Source organism: Streptomyces sp. TOM-9 (assembly GCF_056858595.1).
This window is the reverse complement of sequence record NZ_JBXEQB010000001.1, coordinates 234,204-258,988: the sequence shown is the minus strand read 5'-3', so window position 1 is coordinate 258,988 and position 24,785 is coordinate 234,204. Positions and strand designations below refer to the sequence as shown.

General features: G+C 72.7%; 22 protein-coding genes. 16 read left to right on the top strand and 6 right to left on the bottom strand.

The window, feature by feature from the left end; translation table 11 throughout:
* Positions 1-35: 35 nt before the first annotated feature.
* From AC1VWI_RS01200 to AC1VWI_RS01185, 4 genes are all read right to left on the bottom strand, one after another.
* On the bottom strand, positions 36-305 hold the full coding sequence (locus tag AC1VWI_RS01200) for an SHOCT domain-containing protein (protein ID WP_499508981.1): 270 nt from the start codon (positions 303-305) through the stop codon (positions 36-38).
* Between the two features lie 10 nt (positions 306-315).
* Positions 316-1,035, bottom strand: a complete 720-nt coding sequence (locus AC1VWI_RS01195) for a CBS domain-containing protein (RefSeq protein ID WP_499508980.1) — start codon at positions 1,033-1,035, stop codon at positions 316-318.
* Between the two features lie 27 nt (positions 1,036-1,062).
* A complete protein-coding gene (locus AC1VWI_RS01190; protein WP_499508979.1) occupies positions 1,063-3,762 on the bottom strand; it encodes a bifunctional acetate--CoA ligase family protein/GNAT family N-acetyltransferase in 2,700 nt (899 codons plus the stop codon).
* 223 nt (positions 3,763-3,985) lie between these two features.
* Positions 3,986-4,663 (bottom strand): CBS domain-containing protein, encoded by a 678-nt coding sequence (locus tag AC1VWI_RS01185; RefSeq protein ID WP_499508978.1) that lies wholly within the window; start codon positions 4,661-4,663, stop codon positions 3,986-3,988.
* A 223-nt stretch (positions 4,664-4,886) separates the two neighbouring features.
* Between AC1VWI_RS01185 and AC1VWI_RS01180 the strand changes: the two genes are divergently transcribed.
* The 9 genes from AC1VWI_RS01180 (at position 4,887) to AC1VWI_RS01140 (ending at position 14,489) form a co-directional block, all read left to right on the top strand.
* Positions 4,887-5,765, top strand: coding sequence for a universal stress protein (locus AC1VWI_RS01180; RefSeq protein ID WP_499508977.1), 879 nt, complete (start codon positions 4,887-4,889; stop codon positions 5,763-5,765).
* A gap of 153 nt (positions 5,766-5,918) precedes the next feature.
* Positions 5,919-8,318: a glycoside hydrolase family 65 protein gene (locus AC1VWI_RS01175; RefSeq protein WP_499508976.1), complete on the top strand. Its 2,400-nt coding sequence runs from the start codon at positions 5,919-5,921 to the stop codon at positions 8,316-8,318.
* Between the two features lie 61 nt (positions 8,319-8,379).
* Positions 8,380-8,820, top strand: coding sequence for a hypothetical protein (locus AC1VWI_RS01170; protein ID WP_499508975.1), 441 nt, complete (start codon positions 8,380-8,382; stop codon positions 8,818-8,820).
* Between the two features lie 200 nt (positions 8,821-9,020).
* Positions 9,021-10,172: a PLP-dependent cysteine synthase family protein gene (locus AC1VWI_RS01165; protein WP_499508974.1), complete on the top strand. Its 1,152-nt coding sequence runs from the start codon at positions 9,021-9,023 to the stop codon at positions 10,170-10,172.
* On the top strand, positions 10,169-11,440 hold the full coding sequence (locus AC1VWI_RS01160; RefSeq protein WP_499508973.1) for an MFS transporter: 1,272 nt from the start codon (positions 10,169-10,171) through the stop codon (positions 11,438-11,440). Before AC1VWI_RS01165 ends, AC1VWI_RS01160 begins: the two co-directional genes overlap by 4 nt.
* A 108-nt stretch (positions 11,441-11,548) precedes the next feature.
* A complete protein-coding gene (locus AC1VWI_RS01155; protein ID WP_499508972.1) occupies positions 11,549-12,280 on the top strand; it encodes a helix-turn-helix domain-containing protein in 732 nt (243 codons plus the stop codon).
* Between the two features lie 358 nt (positions 12,281-12,638).
* Positions 12,639-13,319: a DUF4142 domain-containing protein gene (locus AC1VWI_RS01150; protein WP_499508971.1), complete on the top strand. Its 681-nt coding sequence runs from the start codon at positions 12,639-12,641 to the stop codon at positions 13,317-13,319.
* A gap of 5 nt (positions 13,320-13,324) precedes the next feature.
* Positions 13,325-13,969: a class F sortase gene (locus tag AC1VWI_RS01145; RefSeq protein ID WP_499508970.1), complete on the top strand. Its 645-nt coding sequence runs from the start codon at positions 13,325-13,327 to the stop codon at positions 13,967-13,969.
* A 145-nt stretch (positions 13,970-14,114) separates the two neighbouring features.
* On the top strand, positions 14,115-14,489 hold the full coding sequence (locus AC1VWI_RS01140; protein ID WP_499508969.1) for a hypothetical protein: 375 nt from the start codon (positions 14,115-14,117) through the stop codon (positions 14,487-14,489).
* A 72-nt stretch (positions 14,490-14,561) separates the two neighbouring features.
* On the opposite strand, the gene AC1VWI_RS01135 is transcribed toward AC1VWI_RS01140, so the two are convergent.
* Complete coding sequence (locus AC1VWI_RS01135) at positions 14,562-16,184, bottom strand: flavin monoamine oxidase family protein (protein WP_499508968.1); 1,623 nt, start codon at positions 16,182-16,184, stop codon at positions 14,562-14,564.
* Between the two features lie 269 nt (positions 16,185-16,453).
* Here AC1VWI_RS01135 and AC1VWI_RS01130 point away from each other — a divergent pair, with 269 nt between their 5' ends.
* Positions 16,454-16,900, top strand: coding sequence for a nitroreductase family deazaflavin-dependent oxidoreductase (locus AC1VWI_RS01130; RefSeq protein ID WP_499508967.1), 447 nt, complete (start codon positions 16,454-16,456; stop codon positions 16,898-16,900).
* A 66-nt stretch (positions 16,901-16,966) separates the two neighbouring features.
* On the opposite strand, the gene AC1VWI_RS01125 is transcribed toward AC1VWI_RS01130, so the two are convergent.
* Positions 16,967-17,587 (bottom strand): TetR/AcrR family transcriptional regulator, encoded by a 621-nt coding sequence (locus tag AC1VWI_RS01125; RefSeq protein ID WP_499508966.1) that lies wholly within the window; start codon positions 17,585-17,587, stop codon positions 16,967-16,969.
* A 269-nt stretch (positions 17,588-17,856) separates the two neighbouring features.
* On the opposite strand from AC1VWI_RS01125, the gene AC1VWI_RS01120 reads away from it, so the two are divergent.
* The 6 genes from AC1VWI_RS01120 to AC1VWI_RS01095 all read left to right on the top strand — a co-directional run bounded on the left by AC1VWI_RS01120 (position 17,857) and on the right by AC1VWI_RS01095 (position 24,712).
* Positions 17,857-19,359, top strand: a complete 1,503-nt coding sequence (locus AC1VWI_RS01120) for an MFS transporter (RefSeq protein WP_499508965.1) — start codon at positions 17,857-17,859, stop codon at positions 19,357-19,359.
* A 109-nt stretch (positions 19,360-19,468) separates the two neighbouring features.
* The gene (locus AC1VWI_RS01115) at positions 19,469-20,233 is read left to right on the top strand and encodes an SDR family NAD(P)-dependent oxidoreductase (protein ID WP_499508964.1); all 765 of its coding nucleotides are present in this window, start codon (positions 19,469-19,471) and stop codon (positions 20,231-20,233) included.
* A 220-nt stretch (positions 20,234-20,453) separates the two neighbouring features.
* A complete protein-coding gene (locus tag AC1VWI_RS01110; RefSeq protein WP_499508963.1) occupies positions 20,454-21,032 on the top strand; it encodes an RNA polymerase sigma factor in 579 nt (192 codons plus the stop codon).
* Entirely contained in the window at positions 21,029-22,261 is a 1,233-nt protein-coding gene (locus tag AC1VWI_RS01105) for a CU044_5270 family protein (protein ID WP_499508962.1), read from the top strand. Before AC1VWI_RS01110 ends, AC1VWI_RS01105 begins: the two co-directional genes overlap by 4 nt.
* A 388-nt stretch (positions 22,262-22,649) precedes the next feature.
* Complete coding sequence (locus AC1VWI_RS01100) at positions 22,650-23,456, top strand: L,D-transpeptidase family protein (protein ID WP_499508961.1); 807 nt, start codon at positions 22,650-22,652, stop codon at positions 23,454-23,456.
* Positions 23,453-24,712 carry a L,D-transpeptidase gene (locus tag AC1VWI_RS01095; RefSeq protein ID WP_499508960.1) on the top strand — a complete coding sequence of 420 codons (1,260 nt, stop codon included), beginning with the start codon at positions 23,453-23,455 and terminating at the stop codon, positions 24,710-24,712. Before AC1VWI_RS01100 ends, AC1VWI_RS01095 begins: the two co-directional genes overlap by 4 nt.
* Positions 24,713-24,785 lie beyond the last annotated feature (73 nt).

The window sequence follows — 24,785 nt, the reverse complement described above, 5'->3', positions numbered from 1 at the left end:
CCCGTCGCGGCCCGCGACGAGTGCACCGTGTCCGATCACCTCGAACCCTGCCGGTGACCGGTCGCCTGTTCCAGTACCTCGAGCCTCTGCCGGTACTCCTTGTCGTCGATCTCGCCGCGGGCGTACCGCTCGGCCAGCAGCTCCCGCGGGCTCGGGCGCTGCCGCTCGGCGGACCGGGCCGGACCGGTATCGTGGGTGCGGCGCACCAGTACCGTCACGGCCAGGCCGACGAGCACCAGCAGCACGAGCCATCCGAGTGACATCAGGGCCCAGCCCCAGCCGTTCATGTGGCCGTAGACGAACATCGTGTCCTCCTCACAGACTGCTCAGCCGGTCGTCGGCGACGCCGTGGACCGTGGGTTCCACGGGCCGCTGATGCGTGTCGTCGAGCCGGTACGTGAGCCGGTTGACCACGGCGACCACGCCGTCGACCCGGCGGGTCAAGGCCTCTGCCAGCGCGACCTCAGTGCGGCGCTCCAGGCGGCCTTCGAGGGTGACCACCCCGTGGTGGACGCTCACCCCGATCGCGCGCGGCGCGAGCCACAGCGCCCGGACGACGACCTCGTCGACGACCTCCGCGCGGATGTCGGGGTCCGGGCGGAGGAAGACCTGGAGCAGGTCGCCACGGGTGACGATGCCGACGAGACGGTCCTCCTCGTCGACCACCGGCAGCCGGTTGACGCGGTGTTCGGCCATGGTGCGTGCGGCGACGGCGATGGATTCCCCCGCGCGTACGGTGATCGCCGGAGTGGACATCAGCTGCCCGGCGGTGCGTGCGCGGCCACGGACGGCATTCCTCCGGGCGGAGGGGGACAGCGCCGGCAGGCGCCGCCGCCAGCCCTCCTGCCGGGCCGCCTGGCGCAGCATCAGGTCGGTCTCGGAGACGACTCCGAGCACCTTGTCGTCGTCGTCGACCACGGGCAGGCCGCTGATCCGGTGCCGTGCGAGCAACGCGACGACGTCCTTGAACGGAGTGCCCTCACGGACACTGACGACGTTCGCCGTCATCAGGTGACCGGTCTTGCGGTGCTTCATCGTCGTCTCCTCCTGGCCGCGGCAGGCTCACCGAAGCCGGCGCAGGTACGGGTCATGGGCGTGCCGCGGGAGCACGCGGATGCGGACGTCGAGGGCCTCCACGCCGCCCGGGCGGGCGACCACGGGATTGAGGTCGGCCTCGGCGAGCTGCGGCAGGTCGGACGCCATCGCCGACAGCCGCAGCAGCAGTTGCTCGAGCCCCTCCAGGTCGACCGTCGTGCTGCCGCGGTGACCGAACAGCAGCGGGGCACACCGCGGCGCGGTGATCAGGTCGTGGACGTCGAGGTCGGTGAGCGGGGCCAGCCGCGCCGCCTGGTCGGCCAGCACCTCGGTGGCGGTGCCGCCCAGGCCGAACAGGACCAGCGGCCCGAACACCTCGTCCTGGACGAGACCTGCGAACAGTTCGGTGCCCCGGCCCGCCATCGGCTGCACCAGTACGCCCGTCAGCACCTCGCCGAAACGTCCGGCCAGCTCGCGGTACCCGGCGCGGACCTGCTCCTCGCCCTGGAGGTCGAGCAAGACCGCCCCGTGCTCGCTCTTGTGCACCAGGCCCGGCCAGTGGGCCTTGAGCGCCACCCGCCCGCCCGGCCCGGCGAGCCGCGTCGCTGCGTCCACGGCCGCCTGCTCGTCCCGCGCCCATGCCTGCGCCACGTGCGGGATGCCGTAGTGGTCGAGCAACTCGGCGCAGGCGTACGGGGCGAGCCAGCCTCCGTCGGGGTGTGCGGCGAGGAACCCCTCGACCAAGGCCCTCGCGGTGGCCGCGTCGGTGCCCGTCAGGGCGGGGACGGTGCCCGGCGGCCGGGCCAGCCCGCGGGCCCGCGCCGCCGCGTGGGCCAGTGCCTGCGCCGCAGCCCGCGGATCACTGTAGGCGGGCACCGCCCCACCGCCTGCGGTGTGCAGCAGTCGTACGCCCTCGGGCTGGTCGAGCAGGACCGCGGCCACGGTTGCGGCCCGGCCGTCGCCAAGGCCGTGCGTGAGGGCCCGCACCGGGTCGTCACCGGTCGCCGCCGCCAGGGCGGTGGGGACCAGGACGAGCAGTACGGCGTCCACGGACGGGTGGCCGGCGAGCCGGTCCACGCAGGCGCGCAGTTCGCTCTCGCCCACCGCGGCGGTCGTGTCCACCGGATTGGCGGCGCTCGCACCCAAGGGCAGCAGACCGAGCAGTTCCCGGGTCAGGGCGTCCGGCAGGACGGGCACCGAGAGCCCGGCCTCCTGGCAGGCGTCCGCCGCCAGTACCCCGGCGCCACCCGCGTTGGACACCACGGCGACACGGGTGCCGTCGGGGAGTGGCTGCGAGTGCAGGAGAGCGGCGGTCTCGAGGAGTTCGCCGATCGTGCGCGTCGCGATGATCCCCGCCTGGGTGAACAGCGCCTGCCGGGTCATCGTCGGCGTCGCGGCGGCAGCCGTGTGCGAGGCCGCGGCACGCCGCCCGGCCACGGAACGGCCCGCGTCGACGGTCAGCACGGGCATGACGCGTGCCACCCGGCGGGCGGTGCGGGAGAAGGCGCGCGGGTTGCCGAAGGACTCCAGGTGGAGCAGCGCCATGTCGGTGCGGCCGTCGCCCTCCCACCACTGCAGCAGGTCGTTGCCGCTGACGTCGTACTTGTCGCCGAGCGAGACGAACTCCGAGACCCCGATGCCCAGCCGGGCCAGGCCGCCGAGCAGCGCGATGCCCACCCCACCCGACTGGACGGCGACACCGGCGGTACCGGGCAGCGGCCGGTGCGCGGCGAAGGTGGCCTCCAGCCATACGCCCTCCTCGGTGTTCGCGATGCCGAGGCAGTTCGGGCCGACCAGGCGCATCCCGTAGTGGCGGCAGGCACCGAGCAGCGCCACGGCCTGGCCCGAGTCCAGCCCGGAGGTGACGACGACCAGCGCGCGCACCCCGACGGCACCACACTGGCGCGCGACCTCCGGCACCGCCGCGGCCGGGACGGCGAGCACGGCCAGCTCGGGAACCTGCGGCAGGTCGGCCACGGACGGGTACGCGGGAACGTCCGCGATGGTGCCGGCGTGAGGGTTGACCGCGTACAGAGGACCGGTGAAGCCGCCGCGCAGCAGGTTGCGCAGGACCGCCCGCCCCACCGACGACGGCTTGGTGCCGGCCCCGACGACCACCGCCGAGCGCGGGCGCAGGAGCGGCCGCATGCTTGCGGTATCGGCGCCACGGCCTCGTTCGTCACAGGCCGCCAGGTACCGCTCGTCGGCATCGAGACGGATGGTGCAGTGCACTTCGGGGCCGTCGAAGTGGCGGGCGGTCCGCAGCCCCAGATCTGCGAAGACCTTGAGCACGGCGTGGTTGTCCGCGAGGGCGTCGGCTTCGAAGACCTTGATGCCGTCGGAGCGGGCCGCGTGCACCAGGTGCTCCAGCAGCAGGGTTCCGACGCCGGTGTGGTGGACGTCGTCGGCCACGGCCAGAGCGACGTCGGCCGCCTGGGAGTCCTGTCCGGTGACGTACTCGGCGAGGCCCACTAGCCGGTCGCCGAGCAGCGCGAGCAAGGTCAGCCGACCAGGCCGGGCGGGTTCGTGGAGACGGTCGGCGGCGAGCTGTCCCGAACGCCGGCCCACGCAGAAGAAGCGCAACCGCACGTTCTCCGGCGACATCCGTGCGTACAGGTGCTCGACCCGGTCGTGGTCGTCCGGCCCCGCGGCGCGGATCTCCACGGTCCTGCCGTCCGCCAGCAGCGCGTGGGCCGGATGCGGCCGGCGCAACGCGGTGTCCGTCATCGCTGTTCCCCTCTCCTCGGCTCCCCCCCCACCATCGGGCGGGGACCGAGGTGCTCCCAGGGGTCGGCCGGGGCTCCGACGGGGGCCGAAAGGCCCCTCATCCGGCGCCGGCCGGGGCGGACGAGGGTCAGGCGGTGCCCTGTCCGGAACGCGCGGCCCGGCGCCAGACGAGAGCTCGTGGAGGGCGAGGACACGGCACCGTCCACTGCCTGCTCCCGCAGGGTCAGCGGTGCGCCGGGGCGGGCCGGACGGTGTCGTCCGCCTTGTAGCCCAGCCGGGCCTCGACGTCGACGACGCCGTCGACGCCGCGGCACAGTTCGGTGACCACCGGCACGAGGCTGCGGCGATCCACCACGCCCTCGAGGGTGGCCTTTCCGTCGACCACCTGGACCGTGACGGCGTTGGGGGCGAGCCCGAGCGTCTTCACCAGCAGGTCACCGGCTATCTCCTCACGGATGGCGCGGTCCCTGCGCAGGAAGACCCGGAGCAGGTCGGCGCGGCTGACCACCCCCACCAGTCGGCCCGTCTCGTCCACCACCGGCAGCCGCTTCACCCCTCGACGCTCCATCACCCGGGCCGCCTCGACCACGGACCACTCGGGCCGCGCGACGACGGGCGGGCTGCTCATCAGCCCCTCCGCGGTCGTGGCGGCGAGGCCGGAACGCTCGCCCGGCCGCGGATGCCGGGCCGGCAGCAGGCCGGTCGGATCCGGCTGCCCCGCCTCCTTGTGCAGCAGGTCCGCCTCGGACACCACGCCCACCGGCCGGTTCCCTTCGTCCACGACGGGAACGGCCGTGACGTCGTGTTCCGCCAGCAGCTTCGCGATCTCCTTGAACGGCGTATCCGGCCGCGCCGATACGACTGCCCTGGTCATCAGATCGCCGACGTTGCGGTGGTACATCTCCCCGCCTCCCTGCACTGTCGTCTCAGGCCGGGTCCGCCGTGGACGGGCCCCGCCTCGTCAGGTCCACTGTCGGTCGTTTCCACCGTGCCCCGCATGGGCCGGTGGGGCCACCGGTACGGCCGAGGGTCTCCTGGGACGGGCCGACTGGCCCATGTGCGCATGGGGCACCGACCGGCAGGGTCGTCAGTACGGGAACCACCATCGAGAGGCGGTGGAAGCCATGACGCTTCCCCTGGTCGTGGGCACCGACGGCTCGGATGCCGCCCTGAAGGCGGTCGACTGGGCCGCGGACGAGGCCGAGGTACGCGGGCTGCCGCTGCGGATCGTGCACGCCTCCCTGTGGGAGCGGTACGAGGGACGGGCCCCTTCCTTCAGCCGGGTACCTCCCGAAGCGCAGATTCTGGCCCAGCACATCGCGAGTTCCGCACGGGAGCGGGCCGGCCTGCGCCGCCCCGGCCTCGAGGTGTCGGCCGAGGTCCTCGCCGAGGACTCCACGTACGCGTTGCTGCGCGAAGCGACCCGCGCCACCGCCGTGGTGGTGGGCCACCGTGGCCGCGGTGACATGGCGGGCCTGCTGCTGGGCTCCGTCGGTCTGACCCTGGCAGGCCGTGCGGAATGCCCGGTGATCGTGGTGAGGGGCGACCGAGAGGAACGGGACACCGGCTCCGGCCAGGGCTGGATCGTGCTCGGTGTAGGGCCGGACGAGAACTCCGCCGCCGCCGTGGAGTTCGCCTTCCACGAGGCCCAACTGCGCGGATGCGGTGTGCGGGCCGTTCACGCTTGGCGGATGCCGCCGGGCGGGAGCGCCGAGTACGGCTACGAGGACGAGGCGGCCAAGACCCACCAACGTCGTGCAGAGGAACACCTTGACCAGGCCCTGCGGGCCGCGGCGACCGCCCGCCCCGGCGTGCGCTACCACCGGGACGTGCAGGAGGGCCATGCCCGCAAGGTCCTGCTCTCGACGCTGGACGACGCCGACCTGCTGGTCGTCGGCGCCCGTCGACGCAACAGCCCCTTCGGGCTCCAGCTCGGGCCCGTCAACCATGCGGTGATCCACCACGCCCCGTGCCCGGTCGCCCTCGTCCCCCAGCCCGCGTGATCCGCGGTTGAGCCGGCCCTGCCCCGCTCCCGGGGCGGGGCAGCTGGGTCGAAGGGAGACTGGAGAGGAAGGCCTGTCGCACGACCCCGAGGCGCAGGAGGGTCCGCGCGGCGGGCCCGGCCCGGCCGCCGGATTCCCTGGAGAGGGGTGACGATGGGGGAGTGGACCTGGTCGTACGAGGGTTACGACCCCGCCCAGGAGCGCCTGCGCGAGGCACTGTGCACCCTGGGCAACGGCTACTTCGCCACCCGCGGCGCCGCCCCGGAGACCGTGGCCGGCCCCCACCACTACCCCGGCACCTACGTCGCCGGGTGCTACAACAGGCTCCACTCCACCGTCGCCGGGCGGAAGGTGCAGAACGAGGACCTGGTCAACCTGCCCAACTGGCTGCCCCTGCGGTTCAGGATCGGCGACGGCGGGGCGTGGTTCGCCCCCGACGACGGCTCACTGCTGGAGCACCGGCAGGACCTCGACCTCCGACGCGGCACCCTGACGCGGACGTTCCGGCTGCGTGACCCGCGCGGGCGGGTCCTCGCCGTCGAGCAGACCCGGCTGGTGCACATGCACGACCCGCACCTCGCCGCACTGCGCACCGTCTTCCGCGCGGAGGGCGACTGGTCCGCCGACTTGGAGGTCGAGTCCGCGCTCGACGGCGACGTCGGCAACGCAGGTGTTGTCCGCTACCAGGACCTGAACGGCCGTCACCTCACCCGGATGCACACCGGAACCTCCGAACCGGACACGGTTTGGCTGCGGTGCCGTACCACCGCCTCCGACATCCGCATCGCGCTCGCCGCGCGGACACGCGCCACGACGTCTCCGACGGCCGTACGGACACTGGAGCCGGGGGAGCGCACCGTGGTCCACCGGCTGACCGTCCCGGTCGCGCCGGACCGGCCGGCGGTCGTCGAGAAGACCGTCGCCCTGCACACCTCCCGGGACCCGGCGATCAGCGACCCGCTGCACGCCGCCCTCGACCGTGTTGAACGGGCCCCGGACTTCGCCGGCCTCCTCGCCACGCACACCGCCGCCTGGGCGCGGCTGTGGCGCCGCGCCGGCCTGGACGTGCCCGGCGAAGCCGGACGGATCCTGCGGCTGCACGCCTTCCACGTCCTGCAGACCCTCTCCCCGCACACCGCCGGGCTGGACGTGGGCGTGCCCGCCAGGGGACTGCACGGAGAGGCCTACCGCGGACACGTCTTCTGGGACGAACTGTTCGTCCTGCCCTACCTCGACCTGCACTTCCCCGAGGTGTCCCGGGCGCTGCTGGAGTACCGCCACCGCCGTCTGGAGGAGGCGTGCCGGGCGGCGGAACAGGTGGGGTGCACGGGGGCGATGTACCCGTGGCAGAGCGGCAGCGACGGACGCGAGGAGACCCAGACCCTCCACCTCAACCCGCGCTCGGGACGCTGGCTACCGGACCACACCCGGCTCCAGCACCACGTCGGCTCCGCCGTGGCGTACAACATCTGGCGGTACGGCCAGGCCACCGGCGACACGGAGTTCCTGTACACCAAGGGCGCCGAGATGCTGTTGCAGATCGCCCGCTTCTGGGCCTGCCGCGCCACCTGGGACCCCGACTACGACACCGGCGGCCGCTACCGCATCCGCGGCGTCGTCGGACCCGACGAGTACCACGACGCCTACCCCGGCTCCGCGACGCCCGGAGTCGACGACAACACCTACACCAACGTCACCGCCGCCTGGGTACTGGAGCGGACCCTGGAGCTGTGGCGGACTCTCCCCGCGCCGCGCCGCGACGAACTCCGCGAGCGGACGGGGCTCGGCCCGGAGGAGACGGAGCGCTGGGAGGACGTCTCGCGCAAGCTGTACGTCCCCTGGCACGCCGGCGTGATCAGCCAGTTCGCGGGCTACGACGGACTGGAGGAGCTGGACTGGGCGGGTTACCGGGCCCGGTACGGGGACATCCGCCGGCTGGACCGGATCCTGGAGGCAGAGGGGGACTCCGTCAACCGCTACCAGGCGTCCAAGCAGGCCGACGTACTCATGCTGGGCTACCTGTTCCCACCCACCGAACTGCACCGCCTGTTCGGGCGCCTGGGGTACCGGCTGGACGACGGCACATGGCGGTCCACCGTCGACCACTACCTGCGGCGCACCAGCCACGGATCCACCCTCAGCGGAGTCGTGCACGCCTGGGTGCTGACCCGGGCCCACCGGGCCGACGCATGGTCCTGCGCGCAGGAGGCACTGCTCGGGGACGTCACCGACGTCCAGGGCGGCACCACCGAGGAAGGCATCCACCTGGGTGCCATGGCCGGCACCCTCGACCTCGTCCAGCGGGGCCTGACCGGTCTGGAAGCCCGTGAGGACGCCCTGTGGCTCGATCCGGCACCGCTGCCGCAACTGTCGCGCTTCGCCTTCACGGTCCGCTACCGCGGTCACTGGGGCGTGCGGATCCACGTCGACGGAGGCCGCGTCAGCGTCGCCGTCCCCGCCTCCGCGGGGGCACCGCTCCGGGTCCGCCTCGGCGGCCGGACCTGGTCCGTCCCGCCCGGTCGCTTCCGGCTGCTCGACCTGCCGGCCCGATGAAATGGGTCCGCGGCGCGGGCCTTTCACCGCACAAGGCAACTGATCGACTACGATCCGTGACATGACGTGGCGAGCGGGTCGGCGCATCTCCTTCCGCGGAGTGCTCCTGCTGCTGGGCGTGCTCGTGTTCACGAGCATCCACCTGGTGGCCTGCGCGCACGGGCCGGACCGCACCGGTGGCGACACCCTCACCGCCGGTCCCGCCGCGGCGGCCCCGTGCCAGCCACAGGACGCCGCGACACGCCCGGACCAGGACGTCGCCCGCGGCGACGGACCGCCCGCCGACCACCACGCCCTGTGCGGAGTCGCACTCGACCGGCTCCCCGATCCCCGCCCCCGACTGGCCGACACCCCCACGGTTTCCGGCATCGGGTCGGCGCCTGCCGTACCGGCGCCGGCCATCCACCCCCCGAAGGCCGGGGCCGCAGGCGCCGGACGGCCCTGCGCACCCGCCCGTTCCGGCCCCGGAACACTGAGTCTGCTCTGCGTATCGCGGACCTGACAGGGCCCCAGCCCCGCCCGCCGCACCGCGCACCGCGCACCGCGCACCGCGCACCGCGCACCGCGCACCGCGCACCGCGCACCGCGCACCGCGCACCGCGCACCGCGCACCGCGCAGCGCGCAGCGGGCACGGCTGCACGCGCCCCCGGATCCGTACGAGCAACGGCCGCGCCACGGCGACGGCCGCAGGAGAAACCCGTATGAGCACCCTCCCTCACCCCGGCACGCCCGCGTCCCCGGCCGCGCTCCTCGCCGCCACCGCGCCCCCGCGCCGCACTCCGGCCGGACTGGTCGGCAACACGCCCGTGCTGTGGGTCGGATCGCCCTTCGTCCCCGACGGCCGCGGCTTCTGGGCCAAACTCGAGGGCTTCAACCCCGGCGGCATCAAGGACCGCTCCGCGCTGTACATGATCGAGGCGGCCCGCGCCCGCGGTGAACTCCTCCCCGGTGCCCGCATCGTGGAGTCCACCAGCGGGACGCTCGGCCTCGGGCTCGCCCTCGCGGGGGCCGTGCACGGACACGCGGTCACGGCGGTCACCGACCCCGGCATGGAACCGCCCATGGTCTCCCTGCTCACCGCCTACGGAGCGACCGTCGACATCGTCGCCGAACCGCACGCCGTCGGCGGGTGGCAGCAGGCCCGCCGCGACAGGGTGCGGGACCTCCTGGCGGCCGATCCGACCGCCTGGTGCCCGGACCAGTACCACAACCCGGACAACGTCGCCGGCTACGCGGCCCTCGCCCACGAACTCGTCGCCCAGCTCGGCCGCATCGACGTCCTGGTCGCCAGTGTCGGCACCGGAGGACACTCGGCCGGGGTCAGCGGCCCGCTGCGCGCGTTCTTCCCGCACCTGCGGCTGGTCGGTGTCGACACCACGGGGTCGACGATCTTCGGCCAGCCGCCCGCCGCCCGGCTCATGCGGGGCCTGGGCAGCAGCATCCATCCCCGCAACGTCGACTACGCGGCCTTCGACGAGGTGCACTGGGTCGCCGCCGGCGAGGCGGTGTGGGCCTGCCGGCGCCTCGCCCGCGACCACTACGCCAGCGGCGGCTGGAGCGTCGGCGCGGTCGCCCTGGTCTCCCGCTGGCTGGCCCGTACGCTGCCGGCCGAGACCCGGATCGTGACGATCTTCCCCGACGGCCCGCAACGCTACGTCGGCACCGTCTTCGACGACGCGTACTGCCGGGGCCACGGCCTGCTCCACCACGAACCGGCCGAGGACCCGCAGGAGATCGCCCACCCGGGCGAGACCGTGGTCGACCGCTGGACCCGCTGCACCACCGTGGTGGACCCGCTGGCCGACGCGCCGGACGGCGAACTCGGCGGCCTGTCCTTCGAGGCCGCCCGGTGAGGGGGCTGTGGCGGCAGGCCCGCTCCTTCGACACTCCGGCCCGGCTGCTGATGGCCAACCAGTTCGCCATCAACCTGGGCTTCTACATGCTCATGCCCTACCTCGCCGACCACCTGGCCGGCGGCCTCGGCCTGGCCGCCTGGGCCGTCGGCCTCGTCCTGGGCGTACGGAACTTCTCCCAGCAGGGCATGTTCGTGCTCGGCGGCACCATCGCCGACCGCTTCGGCTACAAGACACCCATCGTGATGGGCTGCACCCTGCGCACCTTCGGCTTCGCGCTGCTGGGGCTGGTCGACTCCCTGCCCGCGCTGGTCGCGGCCTCGGCCGCCGCGGGGTTCGCGGGCGCGCTGTTCAACCCGGCGGTCCGCGCCTATCTGGCCGTGGAGGCCGGAGAGCGGCGGGTGGAGGGCTTCGCCCTGTTCAACGTCTTCTACCAGGCAGGCGTCCTGATCGGCCCGCTGGTCGGCCTGGCCCTGCTCGCCCTGGACTTCCGCGCCGTGTGCCTGACGGCCGCGGCCGTCTTCGCCGTGCTGACCGTCCTGCAGTGCCGGGCCCTTCCCGACCGGCGGCCGAAACGCGGTACCGGCCCCAGCGCGGCGGCGGGCGTCCTCGGCTCCTGGCGGCAGGTGCTGGGCAACCGGCCGTTCATGTTGTTCGCCCTGGCCATGGTCGGCTCGTACGTGCTGTCCTTCCAGGTCTACCTGGCGCTGCCCCTGCAGGCCCACGCACTCCTCGGCACCGGCGGACAGGCCGTCACCAGCGGCCTGTTCATCGTCTCGGCGGTCGTGTCGGTCCTCGGCCAGCTCCGCATCACCGGGTGGGTCCGTGCCCGCTGGACCGGACCGCAGGCCATCGTCGGCGGGATCCTCCTCATGGGCCTGGCCTTCACGCCCCTGGCCATGAGCCCCGACCCGTCCGGAGGGCCGTTCGACGCGGGTCTCGCGGTGGCCCTGCTCGTGGTCGCCGTCGCGGTCCTGGCCGTGGGCAGCGCGGTGGTCTACCCCTTTGAGATGGACACCATCGTCACCCTCTCCGGAGAGCGCCTCGTCGCCACGCACTACGGCTGGTACAACACCGTCTCCGGCCTGGGCATCACCCTGGGCAACCTCGCCACCGGCGCCATCTGGGACCTCGCCGACCACAGCGGCAGGCCGTGGCTCCCCTGGCTGACGCTGACCATGACCGGCCTGCTCTGTGCCGCCTGCGTCCAGCTCCTGTCCCGGGCCGGGGGCCTCGCCCCGGTCAAGCGCGAACCCGCCCTCGCCTGACACCGCCTCCCGGGCGTTTCCGGCCGGGGGACGGCTCCCTGGACTGGCGGGCTGCCGATGGGTCTGTTGCGCTGAAAGGAGACGGGACGAAGGTGGTGAGCGGCAGTGATGGGTGGTCCGGACCGGCCCGGCTCGGCGGGCGGCGGCTCCTTCGACGGTGAGAGCGTGGCCGGCCGCGTCGCGGTGCGACGGGAGCAGCTGGGCATGTCCCGCGAGGAGCTGGCCACCAAGGCCGGGATGTCGATCGTGTACCTGCAGCAGGTCGAGGAGCTCGGCACCGGCTTCGACCCCGCCGCGCTGATGCGGCTGGCAGCCGTGCTGGGGGTGTCGTACGAGGAGCTGGCGCTCGGCTCGCGCGAGGCGCCGCCCGGACGGGGCGGACCGGCGGCCCGTCCGGTGCTGCAGCGGCTGTCCCAGCAGGAGTGCTGGGAACGGCTGGGCACGCACGGCATCGGCCGGGTGGCCCATCCGCCGGAGCCGGACACCGGCGACGAGCCTCCCGTGCTGGTGCCGGTCAACTTCCTCGTGGATGGGCGAACGGTCGTCTACCGGACGGATCCGGCCGGCGCGGCAGCGGTCGCGTCCGGCACGAAGCTCGCCTTCGAGACCGACCACGTCGACGAGGCCAGCCGTGTCGGCTGGAGCGTCCTGGTGGCGGGCACCGCCGACCGGATCACCGACGCCGCCGTCGTGGAGTCCCTCGCCCGGCGTCCCGGGGCCGAGCCCTGGCCCGGAGGGACGCGGGAGCTGTGGATCCGCGTCGTGCCGCGTGAGGTGAGCGGCCGCGCCATCCGGTCACTGCCGGCGGCCGAGGACCGGGCGCCGCGGCACGCCGAGTGACGCGGGCGTGTGAAACCCCCGGGCGACGCAGCATCGCCCGGGGCTCCGGCTGGCCCCGCAGACCAGCCGTGGGCTGCTCCTCGTCCTGAAGCCGGAGTCCGACACGGATCGCGCCGGGGACACGACCGTCGGACTCACCCGGATCACCACCGGGCGATGCACCGGCGATGCGGCTGGGCGGTCGTTCACGGTCGGCGCACGCGCACATCGGCTCGACGGGTGACCCACGGGACTTCATCGGTACGCCGGGGCGCCGGAGTGGCAGCCATCTGTCCGGGGGCGCTGTGCCATGCGCCCCGTTCTGACCACCGGTGTGGTGCCGCCGTGCAGCCCCACCGGCTCGAAGGGAGCAGTACCGATGCGTACACGACTGCTTGCTGCCGCCGTGGCAGCGGCGGCATTGTCCGGGATAGCAACGCCCCAGGCGTTCGCTGCGGGGCTGACCGACCAGGACACGACGTTCCTGACGCACATCCACCAAGGGAACCTCGCCGAGATCGCGGCTGGGAACGACGCACAGGGTCACGCGACGAGCGCATGCGTGAAGCAGGTCGGCGAGGTGCTCGTCCAAGACCACAGCAAGCTCGACGCGGATGTGAAGATGCTCGCGGGCAAGCTGAAGGTGACGCTGCCGCCGTCCACATCCGCCGCGCAGGACAAGGGGCTGGCCGAGGTGCAGGCGAAGGCGGGCAGCCCGGCGTACGACGCGGCATGGCTCAGCGCCGAGGACGTCGGGCACCGCGAGACCCTCGCGCTGATCGACCAGGAGATCAAGGCGGGGAGCAACGCCGAAGTGGTGGCAGCCGCCCGCAGCGCCCGTCCGGTGGTGGCAATGCACCTGGAAATGGTCCGCGGCGGCACCTGCCACGCCCCCTCGGGCACCGGCATGGTCCACGCTGGATCCGGGGGCCAGTTCGCCGCCGCGCAAGGCTCGGCCACCACCGCGGGCATGGTCGGCGTGGCCGGAGGCGCGTTGCTCACCGCCGGCGGAGCGGCCTGGCTCCTGCGGATCCGCCGCCGAACGGCCGGGAAGAGCTAGAACCCGTGGAACGCCACCGGCCGGCCGCCGCTGTGATGACACTTTGCGGTCTGGGCGCGGCGGCCGCCGGCTGGCTGACGTGGACAACGCCACAACTGGGCGTCACCGACTCGGGCACCCTGCCCGCCGGTGTGCACCGCTCCGCCTTTGACGGCCAAGAGGCGTCGTCGCCACCCACCCGCATCCATGGCCCAGCCGGTCTCGACGCCGTCGTCGTACCTGTCGCCGCCCGGGCAGACGGTGCTCTCGACCTGCCGGAAAACCTCCACACCGGCGGATGGTGGGCACTGGGGGCCCCGCTGGGCGCGGCGACCGGCACGGTGTTGATAGCGGGTCATGTCGACAGCCGCGAAGACGGGCTGGGCACCTTCGCCGCACTGTACGACATACCCGTGGGAGGCCCCATCACCGTGACAGGAGCGGACGCCAAGGTACGTCTGTACCGGGTCACCGCCCGGCGCACGTACCGGCAGGAGCATCTGCCACGTGACCTCTTCACACGCGCCGGCCCCCACCGGCTGGCACTGATCACATGCGCCGGTCCCTACGACCGCGCGGCACGCCGCTACGAACGCAACCTCGTTCTGTACGCAACGCCGACCGAAGAACGCACCCCCGGCCCGCTTCGCCCGAGCATGCGGTGGGGGTAGCCGGAGCTGGTGACTGAGCGCGCTGACGACCCTGCACCGCAACGGCGAGCGGGTCTACCAGAGCATCTACCCCTTTGACTACTTCTACGTCGCCGACAACGAGCGGGCCGACTACCGGCTCACCGCCTCCGTCACCCGCGGAGCGGTGGCCGACGTCTCCACGAGCTTGACCGCGTCCTGGAGGTTCTCCTCCGCGTACGCGGACGGGATCCACCAGATCCCCACCTCCGTCGTGCGCTTCACCCCCGCGCTGTCCCTGGACAACACGGGCAAGGCACGGGCCAAGGTGCGGGTGCCGGTCACCGTGGAGGGCGCCGCCGAGGGACGGAACCTGAAGTCCCTCAAGGTGTGGGTCTCCTACGACAAGGGCGCCCACTGGGAGAAGACGGGCGTCCGCGACGGCCGGTTGGAGGTCACCAACCCCAGGGCCGGCGGCACCGTCTCGTTCAAGGCGGAGGCGGCCGACCGCCAGGGCAACACCGTCACCGAGACGATCGTCGACGCCTACCTGACGAAGTAGGCCGCGAGCGGCGTGGACGGGCGCTCGGCCGGGTCTCCCCGGCCGGGCGCCTTTGCCCGTGGCGACGGGCGGTCAGGCCTTCAGGGCGCGGCTGTGCAACGCGGTGACGGCCTTGCGGGCGGAGAGGATGGCGCCGTGCTGCCAGGCGTCCATGTAGGACAGCCAGTCGCCGGCGTACAGGACGCGTCCGGTGGGTTCGTTCAGAGGTCTGTACACGGCGGCGTCGGTGCCGCCCGGGATGCTGTGCCAGGCGCCTTCGAGGTGGCGGACGCGCTTCCAGGCGATGGAGAAGGAGTTCGCCAGCTCGCTCCGGTACTTCTCGCCGTGGATCTTCACGCCCTGCATGACCGCGCGGGCCTCACGCCCGGCGGGGGTCAGGGCGGCGTAGGCGTCGGCGTTGGCCCCGGTGTTGTAGTAGCCGACGATGACGCCGCGCTTGCCGTGGTGGCCGTAGGACGGGTACCAGATGTGGGACAGGTCCAGGTCGGTCTCGGTGATGCCGCCGTAGATGCGGTGGTCGGTCTCCCACCAGCGGCTGCGGTACTCCAGGCCGATCTTGCCGGCCGACGAGGGGCGGATGGTGGTGAGCGCGGTCTGCACGTCGGGACCGAGGTTGTGCGGCAGTTTGGCGAGCAGATGGGGCGGCATGGCGGCGATGCAGTAGTCCGCCTCGACCTGCCGCTGCCGTCCGGTGGCGTCGGTGTAGCCGACGGTGACGCCGCCGGCCGACTGCACCAGCGACGTGGCCTGGCAGCCGTAACGGATCCGGTGATCGCCGATGGCGCGGGCGAAGGCCCTGGGTATCCGGTCCATGCCGCCGACGGGCTGGAACATCAGCATCGCCTGGTCGTACTCGAACTCGAACGCGAAGTGCCGCCCGACACCCGAGGCGAAGACCTCGGAGGCCGTGGGCAGGTCACCGAGCAGGCTCCCGGGCGTGCCGGCGGCGCCGGGCCAGGTGGTGAAGCCCCGGTTGGCGCCGCCGGCGTACGCCCAGCCCTCGGACCGTCCGCCGATCTCGCCGAATCCCTCCAGGAACGACAGCAGCCGCTCCTTGTCCTGGGCGGTCAGTTCCTGGTCCAGCGCGCCCTGGTCGGTGGCCTTGGCGAGGAGTTCGCTGACGTAGCCGAAGGTGTCCGCCTTGGCGGTGCGGTACCGCACCGGCTGCCCGGGCGGCATACCCGCCGACTCGTGGTAGATGTACGCGTCGGCGTTGGCGTTGGTGAAGACCTCGATGGGGACGCCGAGTTCCCGGCAGTAGTCGAGGGTGACCATCCACTGGGCGAGCCGGGCCGGCCCGGCGTTGAGGTACTGGCCCTGGGAGAACCGGGCGGTCTGGGTACGCCCGTCGAGGTCGGTGTGGGTGTCCCCGCCGCGCACGGTGTAATTGCGGCCGCCCGGCCTGTCGCGCGGCTCCAGGATCGTACAGTCGTATCCGGCCTTGCCCAGTTCGTAAGCGGCCGTCAGCCCGGCCAGCCCCGCGCCCAGGACGACGACCTTGCCCGCCCTGCGTCCGGTGAGGTGGAAGTCGGCCGCGTTCGGCGCGCGGAAGTCGGCGCCGCGTCCGGCCGCCTCGGCGGTCGGCGCGAGCCCCAGCGCGCCCATGGTGGCGAACATCGCCCCGGCGCCGCCGGTGATGCCGACGGCGCGCAGAAATCCCCTGCGGTCGAGTCCTGTTGGCTGCCCCTGTGTCATGAGTCGCCCTCTCTCGATCTGCCGGTGTGCACGCCGATCTTCAGGGCGGCCTGTTACGGATGATGTGGCCGGAACATGACAGAGCCATTTCGCGTGCCGCGGGCGTGTGAACGGACGTCGAGGACCCGGCGCCCAGTGGCGCCGCGCGGCCGCCATCCGGGTGATCGGCGGCGGGACCGGCGGCGCGAAGCGGGGCTGCCGACGGGAAGGTGCGGGGTGGGTGAGGATGTTGAGGTTGTCGATGTCGCATGCCGAGATGGGAGAACGACGTGCCTTTGGTCGGTGAGTACCAGCCGAGCCCCGAGCAATGGGTCCGGGACCAGGTCGAGCTGTACGAGGGTTCCGGAGGGACCGACGGGACCACGCTGCGCGGCAAGCCCGTGATCGTCCTGACGACGCTGGGCGCCAAGTCCGGCAGGATCCGCAAGACACCGCTCATGCGCGTGGAGCACGACGGCAGCTACGCGGTCGTGGCCTCGAAGGGCGGCGCCCCTCAGCACCCGGTCTGGTACCACAACCTGGTCGCCGACCCCCGGGTGGAACTGCAGGACGGCCCTGTGCGCCAGGATATGACGGCCCGTGAGGTCACGGGCGACGAGCGCGCCGCGTGGTGGGAGCGCGCGGTGGAGGCGTGGCCCGACTACGCGGAGTACCAGAAGAACACCGACCGGGAGATCCCGGTCTTCGTCCTGGAGCCGGCGGCCGCACCCCACTGACCTGCCCCGCCCCGACGGCCGCCGCCCCACGAGGGGGCGGCGGCCGTCGCCTGTGTGCCGGCGGTGTCAGTCCGGGGTCCCGGCGTGGGGCGGGGGGCCCGGCAGGGCGGGGCCTTCGGCGGTCTGCATGCCGTCGAAGACCAGGCGCAGGTAGCGCCGCCACAGGTGCGGTTGCGTCGTGTGCACACGTGAGACGGCCAAGGGGATCCCGCTCATCAGCAGCATGACGTCCTGCCCGGTCATGTCCTGGCGGACGGCACCGTGCCGGCGGGCCCGGTCGGTCAGGGCCTCGGTGACGGCGCTCACCCGTTCCTGGCTCTCGCGCACCTCGGCGTGATCATCGGCCACCCCGTGGACGACCTGGCAGAAAGCGCGGTCCTGGACCTGCAGCTCGACGGCGGCGCTCATGAATTCGCGCAGCCCCTCCGCCGGGTCCCCGGCCTCCATGAGGTGCTCACCGGTCGCGGCGAGGGCGTGCATCTTCTCGCAGACGATCGCCGCCAGAAGATCGTCCTTCGTGGGGAAGTGCCGGAACACGGTTCCCTTGCCGATCCCCGCCCGCTCCGCGATCTGGGCGACGGACACCTCGGTTCCGTGCTCGGCGAATGCCTCGGATGCGGCGCTCACCAGCAGTTTCCTGCTGCGCGCCGCGTCGCTGCGCATCGGCCTGGCCGCCGGGTTCGTCATGGCTTCCTCCGCTCTTCCGCGGCCACTGTAGAGCAACCGGACCGCCCGGTCACATTGTGGCCGGCAACATGACCGCCCGGTCCGCTTCCGTGCTACGGTCAACATGACCACCCGGTCCGCTTATGGCGGCGGGGCGGGGCGACGTCCATGAGGCCCCCCGCACACCGCACCGACCGGCCCCCCACATGGCCGCGGGGCGGTGCCGTCACAGGGCGCCGCCTCCCGTAGCTCCCCTCACCCCTCCTCCCGCACGAGAGACCCCCCTTCCCATGCCTGCACCAAGCCATCCCCGTCCGCGCCATCCCCATCCACGCCGCTGGGCGGCGCTGCTCTTCATCTCCATCGCCCAGCTGATGGTGTTCCTGGACAGCGCCGTCATGAACATCGCGCTGCCCTCCGCCCAGCAGGCCCTGCACTTCTCCGACGGCGGCCGCCAATGGGTCATCACCGCCTACGGCTTGGCCTTCGGCGGCCTGCTCATCGTGGGCGGCCGCCTGGGCGACCTGCTGGGCCGCAAGCGGACCTTCACCATCGGCCTCGTCGGCTTCGCCCTGGCCTCCGCACTGGGTGGTGCCGCGGCCAACCTCGGCACCCTGCTCGTCGCCCGGGCCGGACAAGGCGTCTTCGGCGCACTGCTCGCGCCCGCCGCACTCGCCCTGATCTCCCTGACCTTCACCGACGCCAAGGAGCGGGCCAAGGCCTTCGGCATCTACGGCGCCATCGCCACCGCGGGCGGTGTCCTCGGCCTGCTCCTGGGCGGTGTCCTCACCGAGTACCTGAACTGGCGCTGGTCGATGTTCGTCAACATCCCGTTCGCCGTCATCGGCATCATCGGCGCCCTCACCGTGGTGCACGACGTCCCCAGCGCGGAGAAACGTAGCCGCATCGACGTACCCGGCGCCGTCCTCGCCACGCTCGGGCTGGTCGCCCTGGTCTTCGGCTTCTCCGAGGCCGAGAGCCGCGGCTGGGGCTCCGGGCTCACCGTCACCATGCTCCTCGCCGGCGTGGTGCTGCTCCTGGCCTTCCTGATCACGCAGAGCAGGATCACGTCGCCGCTCCTCCCGCTGCACGTACTGACCGGACGCAACCGCGCCGGCGCCTACCTGTCGGTCGCCTTCGGCGTGATGAGCATGTTCGGCATGTTCCTCTTCCTCAGCTACTACCTGCAGCTGGTCAAGGGGTACTCCCCGATCGCGGCGGGCTTGGCGTTCGTGCCGCTGGGAGTCGCACAGGGCTTCGGCTCCATGGTCCTCGGCACCCGCCTGTCCGCCAGGATGCGCCCCGGCCTGCTGATGACCGCCGGCTACCTCGTCAGCGCGGTCGGCGTGCTCCTGCTCGCCCTGCTGGACGCGGACAGCTCCTACGCCCTGCTCGCCGTCGCCGAGATCATCACCGGCCTCGGCATCGGCACCGCCTTCATGCCCGCCATGAGCCTGGGCACCCACGGGGTCGCCCCCCGGGACGCGGGCGTCGCCTCCGCCATGGTCGGCACCTCGCAGCAGGTCGGCGGCTCGATCGGCACCGCCCTGCTCAACACCATCGCCGCCGGCTCCACCACCGCCTACCTCGCCACCCACGGACACGGTGGCCACGGCCGAGCGGCGACCGATGCCGCGCTGGTCCACGGATTCAGCACGGCCTTCTGGTGGGCCACCGGATTCCTGCTCCTGGCCGCCCTGTTCTCCCTCGTCGCGGTCAACGCCCCCCGCCCGGGCCACAGCGCGACCCCTGCCACGGCGGAAGCCCCGGGAACACCGGCACCCGTCCACTGACCAGTGGGACGGAGGAACCGGCCAAGCCCGCGGCTCCGTGTCCCGCGAACACCCACCCCCGGCATCCCGTGACCTACGCGTGCCATGCCGGGCAACGAAAGGAGACCCCATGTCCCACCGCCTGCAGTCCAAGGTCGTCATCGTCACCGGAGGCACCTCCGGCATGGGCGCGGCCTTCGCGAAGCGCGCCGCGTCCGAGGGGGCGACCGTGCTCATCGGAGCCCGCGACAAGGAACGCGGCGAGGCCACCGCCGCGGAGGTCACCCGGGAAGGAGGTACGGCCCTGTTCGTCCCGACGGACGTGACCGTCGAGGAGGAGGTCGCGCACCTGGTAGATGTCGCCGTCACGGAATTCGGCGGCCTGCACGGCGCCTTCAACAACGCGGGAGGCGGCAACAGTCAGGGCGCGATCGGGGACATCGACGCGTCCTTCTGGGACAGCGTCATCGCCCTCAACCTGACCAGTGTCTTCCACAGCCTCAAGCACGAGATCCCCGCGATCGTCGCCAGCGGCGGCGGCTCCATCGTCAACAACGCCTCCGTCGTCGGAGTGGTGGGCGACCCGGGCGCCGCCGCCTATTCCGCCGCCAAGCACGGCGTCGTGGGCCTCACCCGCTCCACGGCGCTCGACGCGGCCAAGCACGGCGTACGGGTCAACGCCCTGGTGACCGGCCTGGTCAACACCCCCCTGTGGCAGGGCTTCACCGCAAGCAACCCGGAGGCCGCGAGCGCCCTCCTCAACCAGCAGCCGACCGGCCGCGCCGCGGACGAGGCGGAGATCGCCGCCTTCGCCGCCTTCCTGCTCAGTGACGAGAGTCCGTTCATCACCGGCGCGGCCCTCGCCATCGACGGCGCCCTGACCGCGGGCTACTGACCGCCGGCACCGGCGGTGCGTGACGGCGGGGATCCGCCGCCCCCCAGCCATCGGGGGCGGCGGATCCCCGCCGTCCCGACGGCTTCGGGGTCAGGCGGTGTCAGGCTCCGGGTCCCCGGCGTGATGTGGACCACATCCATGGAAATTCTCGATCCGGGATGTAAGAAACGCGCCTCGGCGCTCACTGCATGGTGAGAGAGCAGAGATGAGGGGACGGCGCGTGACACATGCCCAGCGCTTCAGGGACGTCTACGAGGAGTGCCATCCGCGTGTACTTGCCTACGCCACCAGCCTGGTCGGACGGCAGGTAGGGGAGGACATCACCAGCGAGACGTTCACCGTCGCCTGGCGGCGGGTGCGGGACATCCCTCATCCGGCACTGCCGTGGCTCCTGGGCGTGGCCCGCAACCTGGTGCGCGAACTGCGTCGCCGGGACGCCCACCAGTACCTCCTGGCCGCCGAGGAGGCACGGCGCATCAGCAGCGGCGCCCGGACCGACAGCGGTGACGTCGCGGCGCAGGTCACCGACCGGCACGACGCGCTGCAGGCCCTCGCGAGCCTGCCCGAGGCCGACCGGGAACTGCTCACGCTGATCGCCTGGCACGGCCTGAGCGCCAAGGAAGCGGCCCAGGTCCTGGACTGCACCACCGCGACGCTGACCGTCCGGCTGTTCCGGGCGCGCCGCCGGCTGGAGAAGGCCCTGGACGCGGCGCCTCCGGCGGAGCCCGTGGCAGAGCCGCCGTCCGCGCCCTCCGCAGAGACCTCGTACCCCACTCACCGCCAAGGAGCACCCGCGTGAAGAACACCCACAAGCCGTCCGGGCGGCCCGACGTCATGAAGGTGCTCGCGGACGCACGGCCCGACGAACTGGACCCGTCCCGGCTCGTGGACCCCGCGCGGCAGCGGGAGGACCTCGCACGCATCGTCGCCGGAGCGACGGACGGCCCCGCGGTGCGCTTCCTCGCGCCGCGCCGCAGGAGCGGGTTCCGGCCGCTGGGAGCGGTGGCCCTGGCAGCCGTGGCGGCGTCCGTGGTGGCCGTGGGCGCACTCGACTGGCAGGAGCCGGCGGACCGGCAGGCCGCCCAGCCGCGGTCCTCCGCCGGGACGGAGGTCCCGGGCACCGGCGCGGACATCCGTGTCGACGGCCACATCGAACTGCTCAGCGCGGCCAGGCAGGCGGAGACCTCGGTCGCCGAGGGAACGTACTGGCAGACGACCACGCGCTCGGAGAACGTGGACGTCGCCGGTGACGAGGGCCACCTCTTCGCCGTGCGCAGCGCGTCGACCGACGAGTGGTCGGTGGGCGTGCGGCCCGGAACCGGGAGCCTGATGGTCTCCGGCCTGGACTCCGTGACCGAGCCCCGGACCGCGGCCGACAAGGCCCGCTGGCAGGCCGCGGGCTCGCCCGGCACGGTGGAGTTCCAGGTCGGGAAGAAGAACGGGACCGGCAAGCTCGCGACGATGATGGGCACCGCGCGGCGGCCCATGGTCATGCGGACGAACGTCGACGACAAGATCTACGCCGTCGGCCCGCACAACGTCACCTACAAGGACCTTCGCGCACTGCCCTCCACCAGCGCGGAACTGCGCCACTACCTGGAGCGGCTGTACGCGCAGGACGGCGGCGCCGACACCGGCGCCTCGGCGCGCAGCGCCTGGATCCTGCGCCAGGCCGGCGACCTCATCACGATGCCCGTGAAGCCCGCCGTCCGGGCGGCCGCGTACCGGGTGATGGCGGAGCTGCCCGGAGTCCGGGTGACCGGGCAGGTCACCGATCCCCTGGGACGCGAGGGTGTCGGGGTCGACTTCCCCATCAGCTACCCGGGACCGCTGGGCACGACGCGGGAGCGGCTGATCGTGGACCCGTCCACCGGCGCCATGCTCAGTGACGTGCTCGTACTGGCCGAGCCGTCCGCCCGGGCCGAGGAAGCCGGGCTCGGCGCCGGTACGACGGTCAACTACAACGCGACGACCAGGATGAGCTGGGGCGAGCACCAGATCACCGTGCCGAAGAACGCCCGCAGCTGAGCCCGGGGCCGAGCTCTGCCCGGCCCACCAGGAGCACGCACAAACAGACACAAAGGTGACCCGCCCCCGGTGAGCACCGACTGACGGCCCCGGGGATCCGCCGCTGACGCGCCGCGGCCGATCCCCGGGCGCCGGCCGGCATGACCGGCATGTCCCGTGTCCCCGGCGTCCCGGCCCGGGTCCCCGACATCCGGGCAACCCGAACTGGAGTCCGCCCGGTTGAACGGGTGTGAGACCCCCTTCGCGGCCCAGGGCCGCGCCCATGACACGGGCGCCGATGTCCGGCGTGCCGCATCACCCACCGACACCATCCGGTCCCCGGCCGGAACCGCGCGCCCCGCCACGGGGCCGCCCCCGACTTCCCGCCCTCGTGAGAAAGCCAGCACCCATGCGCCTCCACAGGCCCTACATATCGGCGACCGCGGCGGTCATCGTCTCCTCGCTCGGCATCGCCGCCTACCAGCACCTGCCCGAGGCGAACCCCACCCCTTCCCCCGAGACGGCCTCCGTCGTCCAAGACGCCCCCGACCCGGCGACGGGCCAGCCGGCGGGCGCCCCCGCCACACCGCGGACGACGGGCTCGCCGAAGCCTCCGAAGCCGCAGTACCCCGCCCAACTGCCGGGGCTCGGCCCCAAGACGCTGTCGCAGATCCCGGCCCGCACCCGGCAGGTTGTCCTCGTCACGGGAGCCGGCAAGAAGTCGTCGTCCTCGAAGGTCGTGCTCTGGGAGCGTGTCGACGGCGGCTGGCGTCCGGGCGCGGAATGGGCCGCGCACAACGGCTACAAGGGCTGGACCGACGAGCACTACGCCGGCGACCTGCACAGCCCCATAGGGGTGTTCGGCCTCACCGACGCCGGCGGACTCCTGGCCGACCCCGGCACCAAGCTGCCCTACCACCGTTCCGGTGCCTTCTCCATCAATGACGTCGGCTTCCTGGGCGAACCGCTCGCCGGTTCCTTCGACTACGTGATCGCCATCAACTACAACCGCCAGCCCGGTACGTCGCCGATGAACGGCGCCCAGCCGATGGGCGCGAACCGCGGCGGCGGCATATGGATCCACGTCGACCACGGCGGCCCCACGCACGCGTGCGTCAGCGTCTCCAAGGCACACATGAAGCAGTTGCTGCGGGCCCTCGACCCCGCCGACCACCCCGTCGTCGTCATGGGCGACGCGGCCTCCCTCGCCCGATGACAGTTCCGCGGTCCACAGGAGTAAGCGTGTCATCCCTTCCCCACCGCACCGTGATCGCCCTTGCCGTCGCCGGGGCGTCGGTGCTCACCGCCTGCGCGGGCCAGCAGCCCGCCACCGCGCCCGCCGCGCAAGGGACGGCGCCGTCCACGGCCTCCTCTCCCGAACTGCGCGCCGCGTCGGCCGCCTTCCGCCTCACCACGGGCGCCACCGACGGCGAACGGCACGCATCCATCCGCAGCGCGGGCGACGTCGAGGTCTCCGGCGGGAAGATCTCGTCCGTCACCCTCACCACCGCGGCCGGAGATCCGGTACGCGGCACCGTGACCGCCGACCACCGCCGCTGGTCCCCGGACGGCACCCTGGCCTACGGCACCTCGTACCGGCTCGTCGTCCACGCCTCGGACGAAGCCGGCCGGACACAGACCCGGAGCCTGTCCTTCACCACGCTCACGAAGGACGAGCGCCTCATCGGCACCTTCACCCCCGAGGACGGCTCGACCGTCGGCGTCGGCATGCCCGTGTCGCTGACCTTCAACAAGCCGGTCACCGACAAGGCGGCCGTCGAACGCGGCATACACGTCACCAGCGACGGCGACCAGGAGGTCGTCGGCCACTGGTTCGGCGACCAGCGCCTGGACCTGCGCCCCCAGACGTACTGGAAGGCGCACACCGAGGTCACCCTGAGCCTGCGCCTGGACGGCGTGAAGGGCGCCGCGAAGGCCTACGGAACCCAGGACAAGACGGTCCGCTTCACCGTCGGCCGCCGTCAGGTCTCCACCGTCGACGCCGCCGCCCACACCATGCGCGTCGAGCGCGACGGCAGCACCGTCCGCACGATCGCGATCACCTCCGGCGCACCGGGCAGCACCACGTACAACGGGCAGATGGTGATCTCCCAGAAGCTCATCTCCACCCGCATGGACGGCGCCACCGTGGGATACGCGGGGGAGTACGACATCCCCGACGTCCCGCACGCGATGCGCCTGTCCACCTCCGGCACCTTCATCCACGGCAACTACTGGGCGAACGACTCCGTCTTCGGGAACTCCAACGTGAGCCACGGCTGCGTGGGCCTGAACGACGTCCAGGGCGGCGGCGACTCCGGGCAGGACGCGGCGTGGTTCTACAACAACTCCCTCGTCGGCGACGTGGTCGTCGTCAAGCACTCCCACGACCACACCATCGCGCCCGACAACGGCCTCAACGGCTGGAACATGCCCTGGGAGCAGTGGAAGGCCGGCTCGGCCCTGGCGTAGGTGCGCCTGCCGGGGCGGCCGTCGATGGTCCGGCGCGTCCAGTCCGTCTCCGGCGACGCACCCGGAGCCCGGG

What these genes read in the sequence shown, in the direction of transcription:
- AC1VWI_RS01195 (WP_499508980.1), bottom strand. Translation starts at nt 1,035, where the DNA reads ATGAAGCACCGCAAGACCGGTCACCTGATGACGGCGAACGTCGTCAGT.
- AC1VWI_RS01115 (WP_499508964.1), top strand. Translation starts at nt 19,469, where the DNA reads ATGTCCCACCGCCTGCAGTCCAAGGTCGTCATCGTCACCGGAGGCACC.
- AC1VWI_RS01150 (WP_499508971.1), top strand. Translation starts at nt 12,639, where the DNA reads ATGCGTACACGACTGCTTGCTGCCGCCGTGGCAGCGGCGGCATTGTCC.
- AC1VWI_RS01155 (WP_499508972.1), top strand. Translation starts at nt 11,549, where the DNA reads ATGGGTGGTCCGGACCGGCCCGGCTCGGCGGGCGGCGGCTCCTTCGAC.
- AC1VWI_RS01180 (WP_499508977.1), top strand. Translation starts at nt 4,887, where the DNA reads ATGACGCTTCCCCTGGTCGTGGGCACCGACGGCTCGGATGCCGCCCTG.
- AC1VWI_RS01165 (WP_499508974.1), top strand. Translation starts at nt 9,021, where the DNA reads ATGAGCACCCTCCCTCACCCCGGCACGCCCGCGTCCCCGGCCGCGCTC.
- AC1VWI_RS01095 (WP_499508960.1), top strand. Translation starts at nt 23,453, where the DNA reads ATGACAGTTCCGCGGTCCACAGGAGTAAGCGTGTCATCCCTTCCCCAC.
- AC1VWI_RS01100 (WP_499508961.1), top strand. Translation starts at nt 22,650, where the DNA reads ATGCGCCTCCACAGGCCCTACATATCGGCGACCGCGGCGGTCATCGTC.
- AC1VWI_RS01135 (WP_499508968.1), bottom strand. Translation starts at nt 16,184, where the DNA reads ATGACACAGGGGCAGCCAACAGGACTCGACCGCAGGGGATTTCTGCGC.
- AC1VWI_RS01170 (WP_499508975.1), top strand. Translation starts at nt 8,380, where the DNA reads ATGACGTGGCGAGCGGGTCGGCGCATCTCCTTCCGCGGAGTGCTCCTG.
- AC1VWI_RS01175 (WP_499508976.1), top strand. Translation starts at nt 5,919, where the DNA reads ATGGGGGAGTGGACCTGGTCGTACGAGGGTTACGACCCCGCCCAGGAG.
- AC1VWI_RS01190 (WP_499508979.1), bottom strand. Translation starts at nt 3,762, where the DNA reads ATGACGGACACCGCGTTGCGCCGGCCGCATCCGGCCCACGCGCTGCTG.
- AC1VWI_RS01200 (WP_499508981.1), bottom strand. Translation starts at nt 305, where the DNA reads ATGTTCGTCTACGGCCACATGAACGGCTGGGGCTGGGCCCTGATGTCA.
- AC1VWI_RS01125 (WP_499508966.1), bottom strand. Translation starts at nt 17,587, where the DNA reads ATGACGAACCCGGCGGCCAGGCCGATGCGCAGCGACGCGGCGCGCAGC.
- AC1VWI_RS01185 (WP_499508978.1), bottom strand. Translation starts at nt 4,663, where the DNA reads ATGTACCACCGCAACGTCGGCGATCTGATGACCAGGGCAGTCGTATCG.
- AC1VWI_RS01120 (WP_499508965.1), top strand. Translation starts at nt 17,857, where the DNA reads ATGCCTGCACCAAGCCATCCCCGTCCGCGCCATCCCCATCCACGCCGC.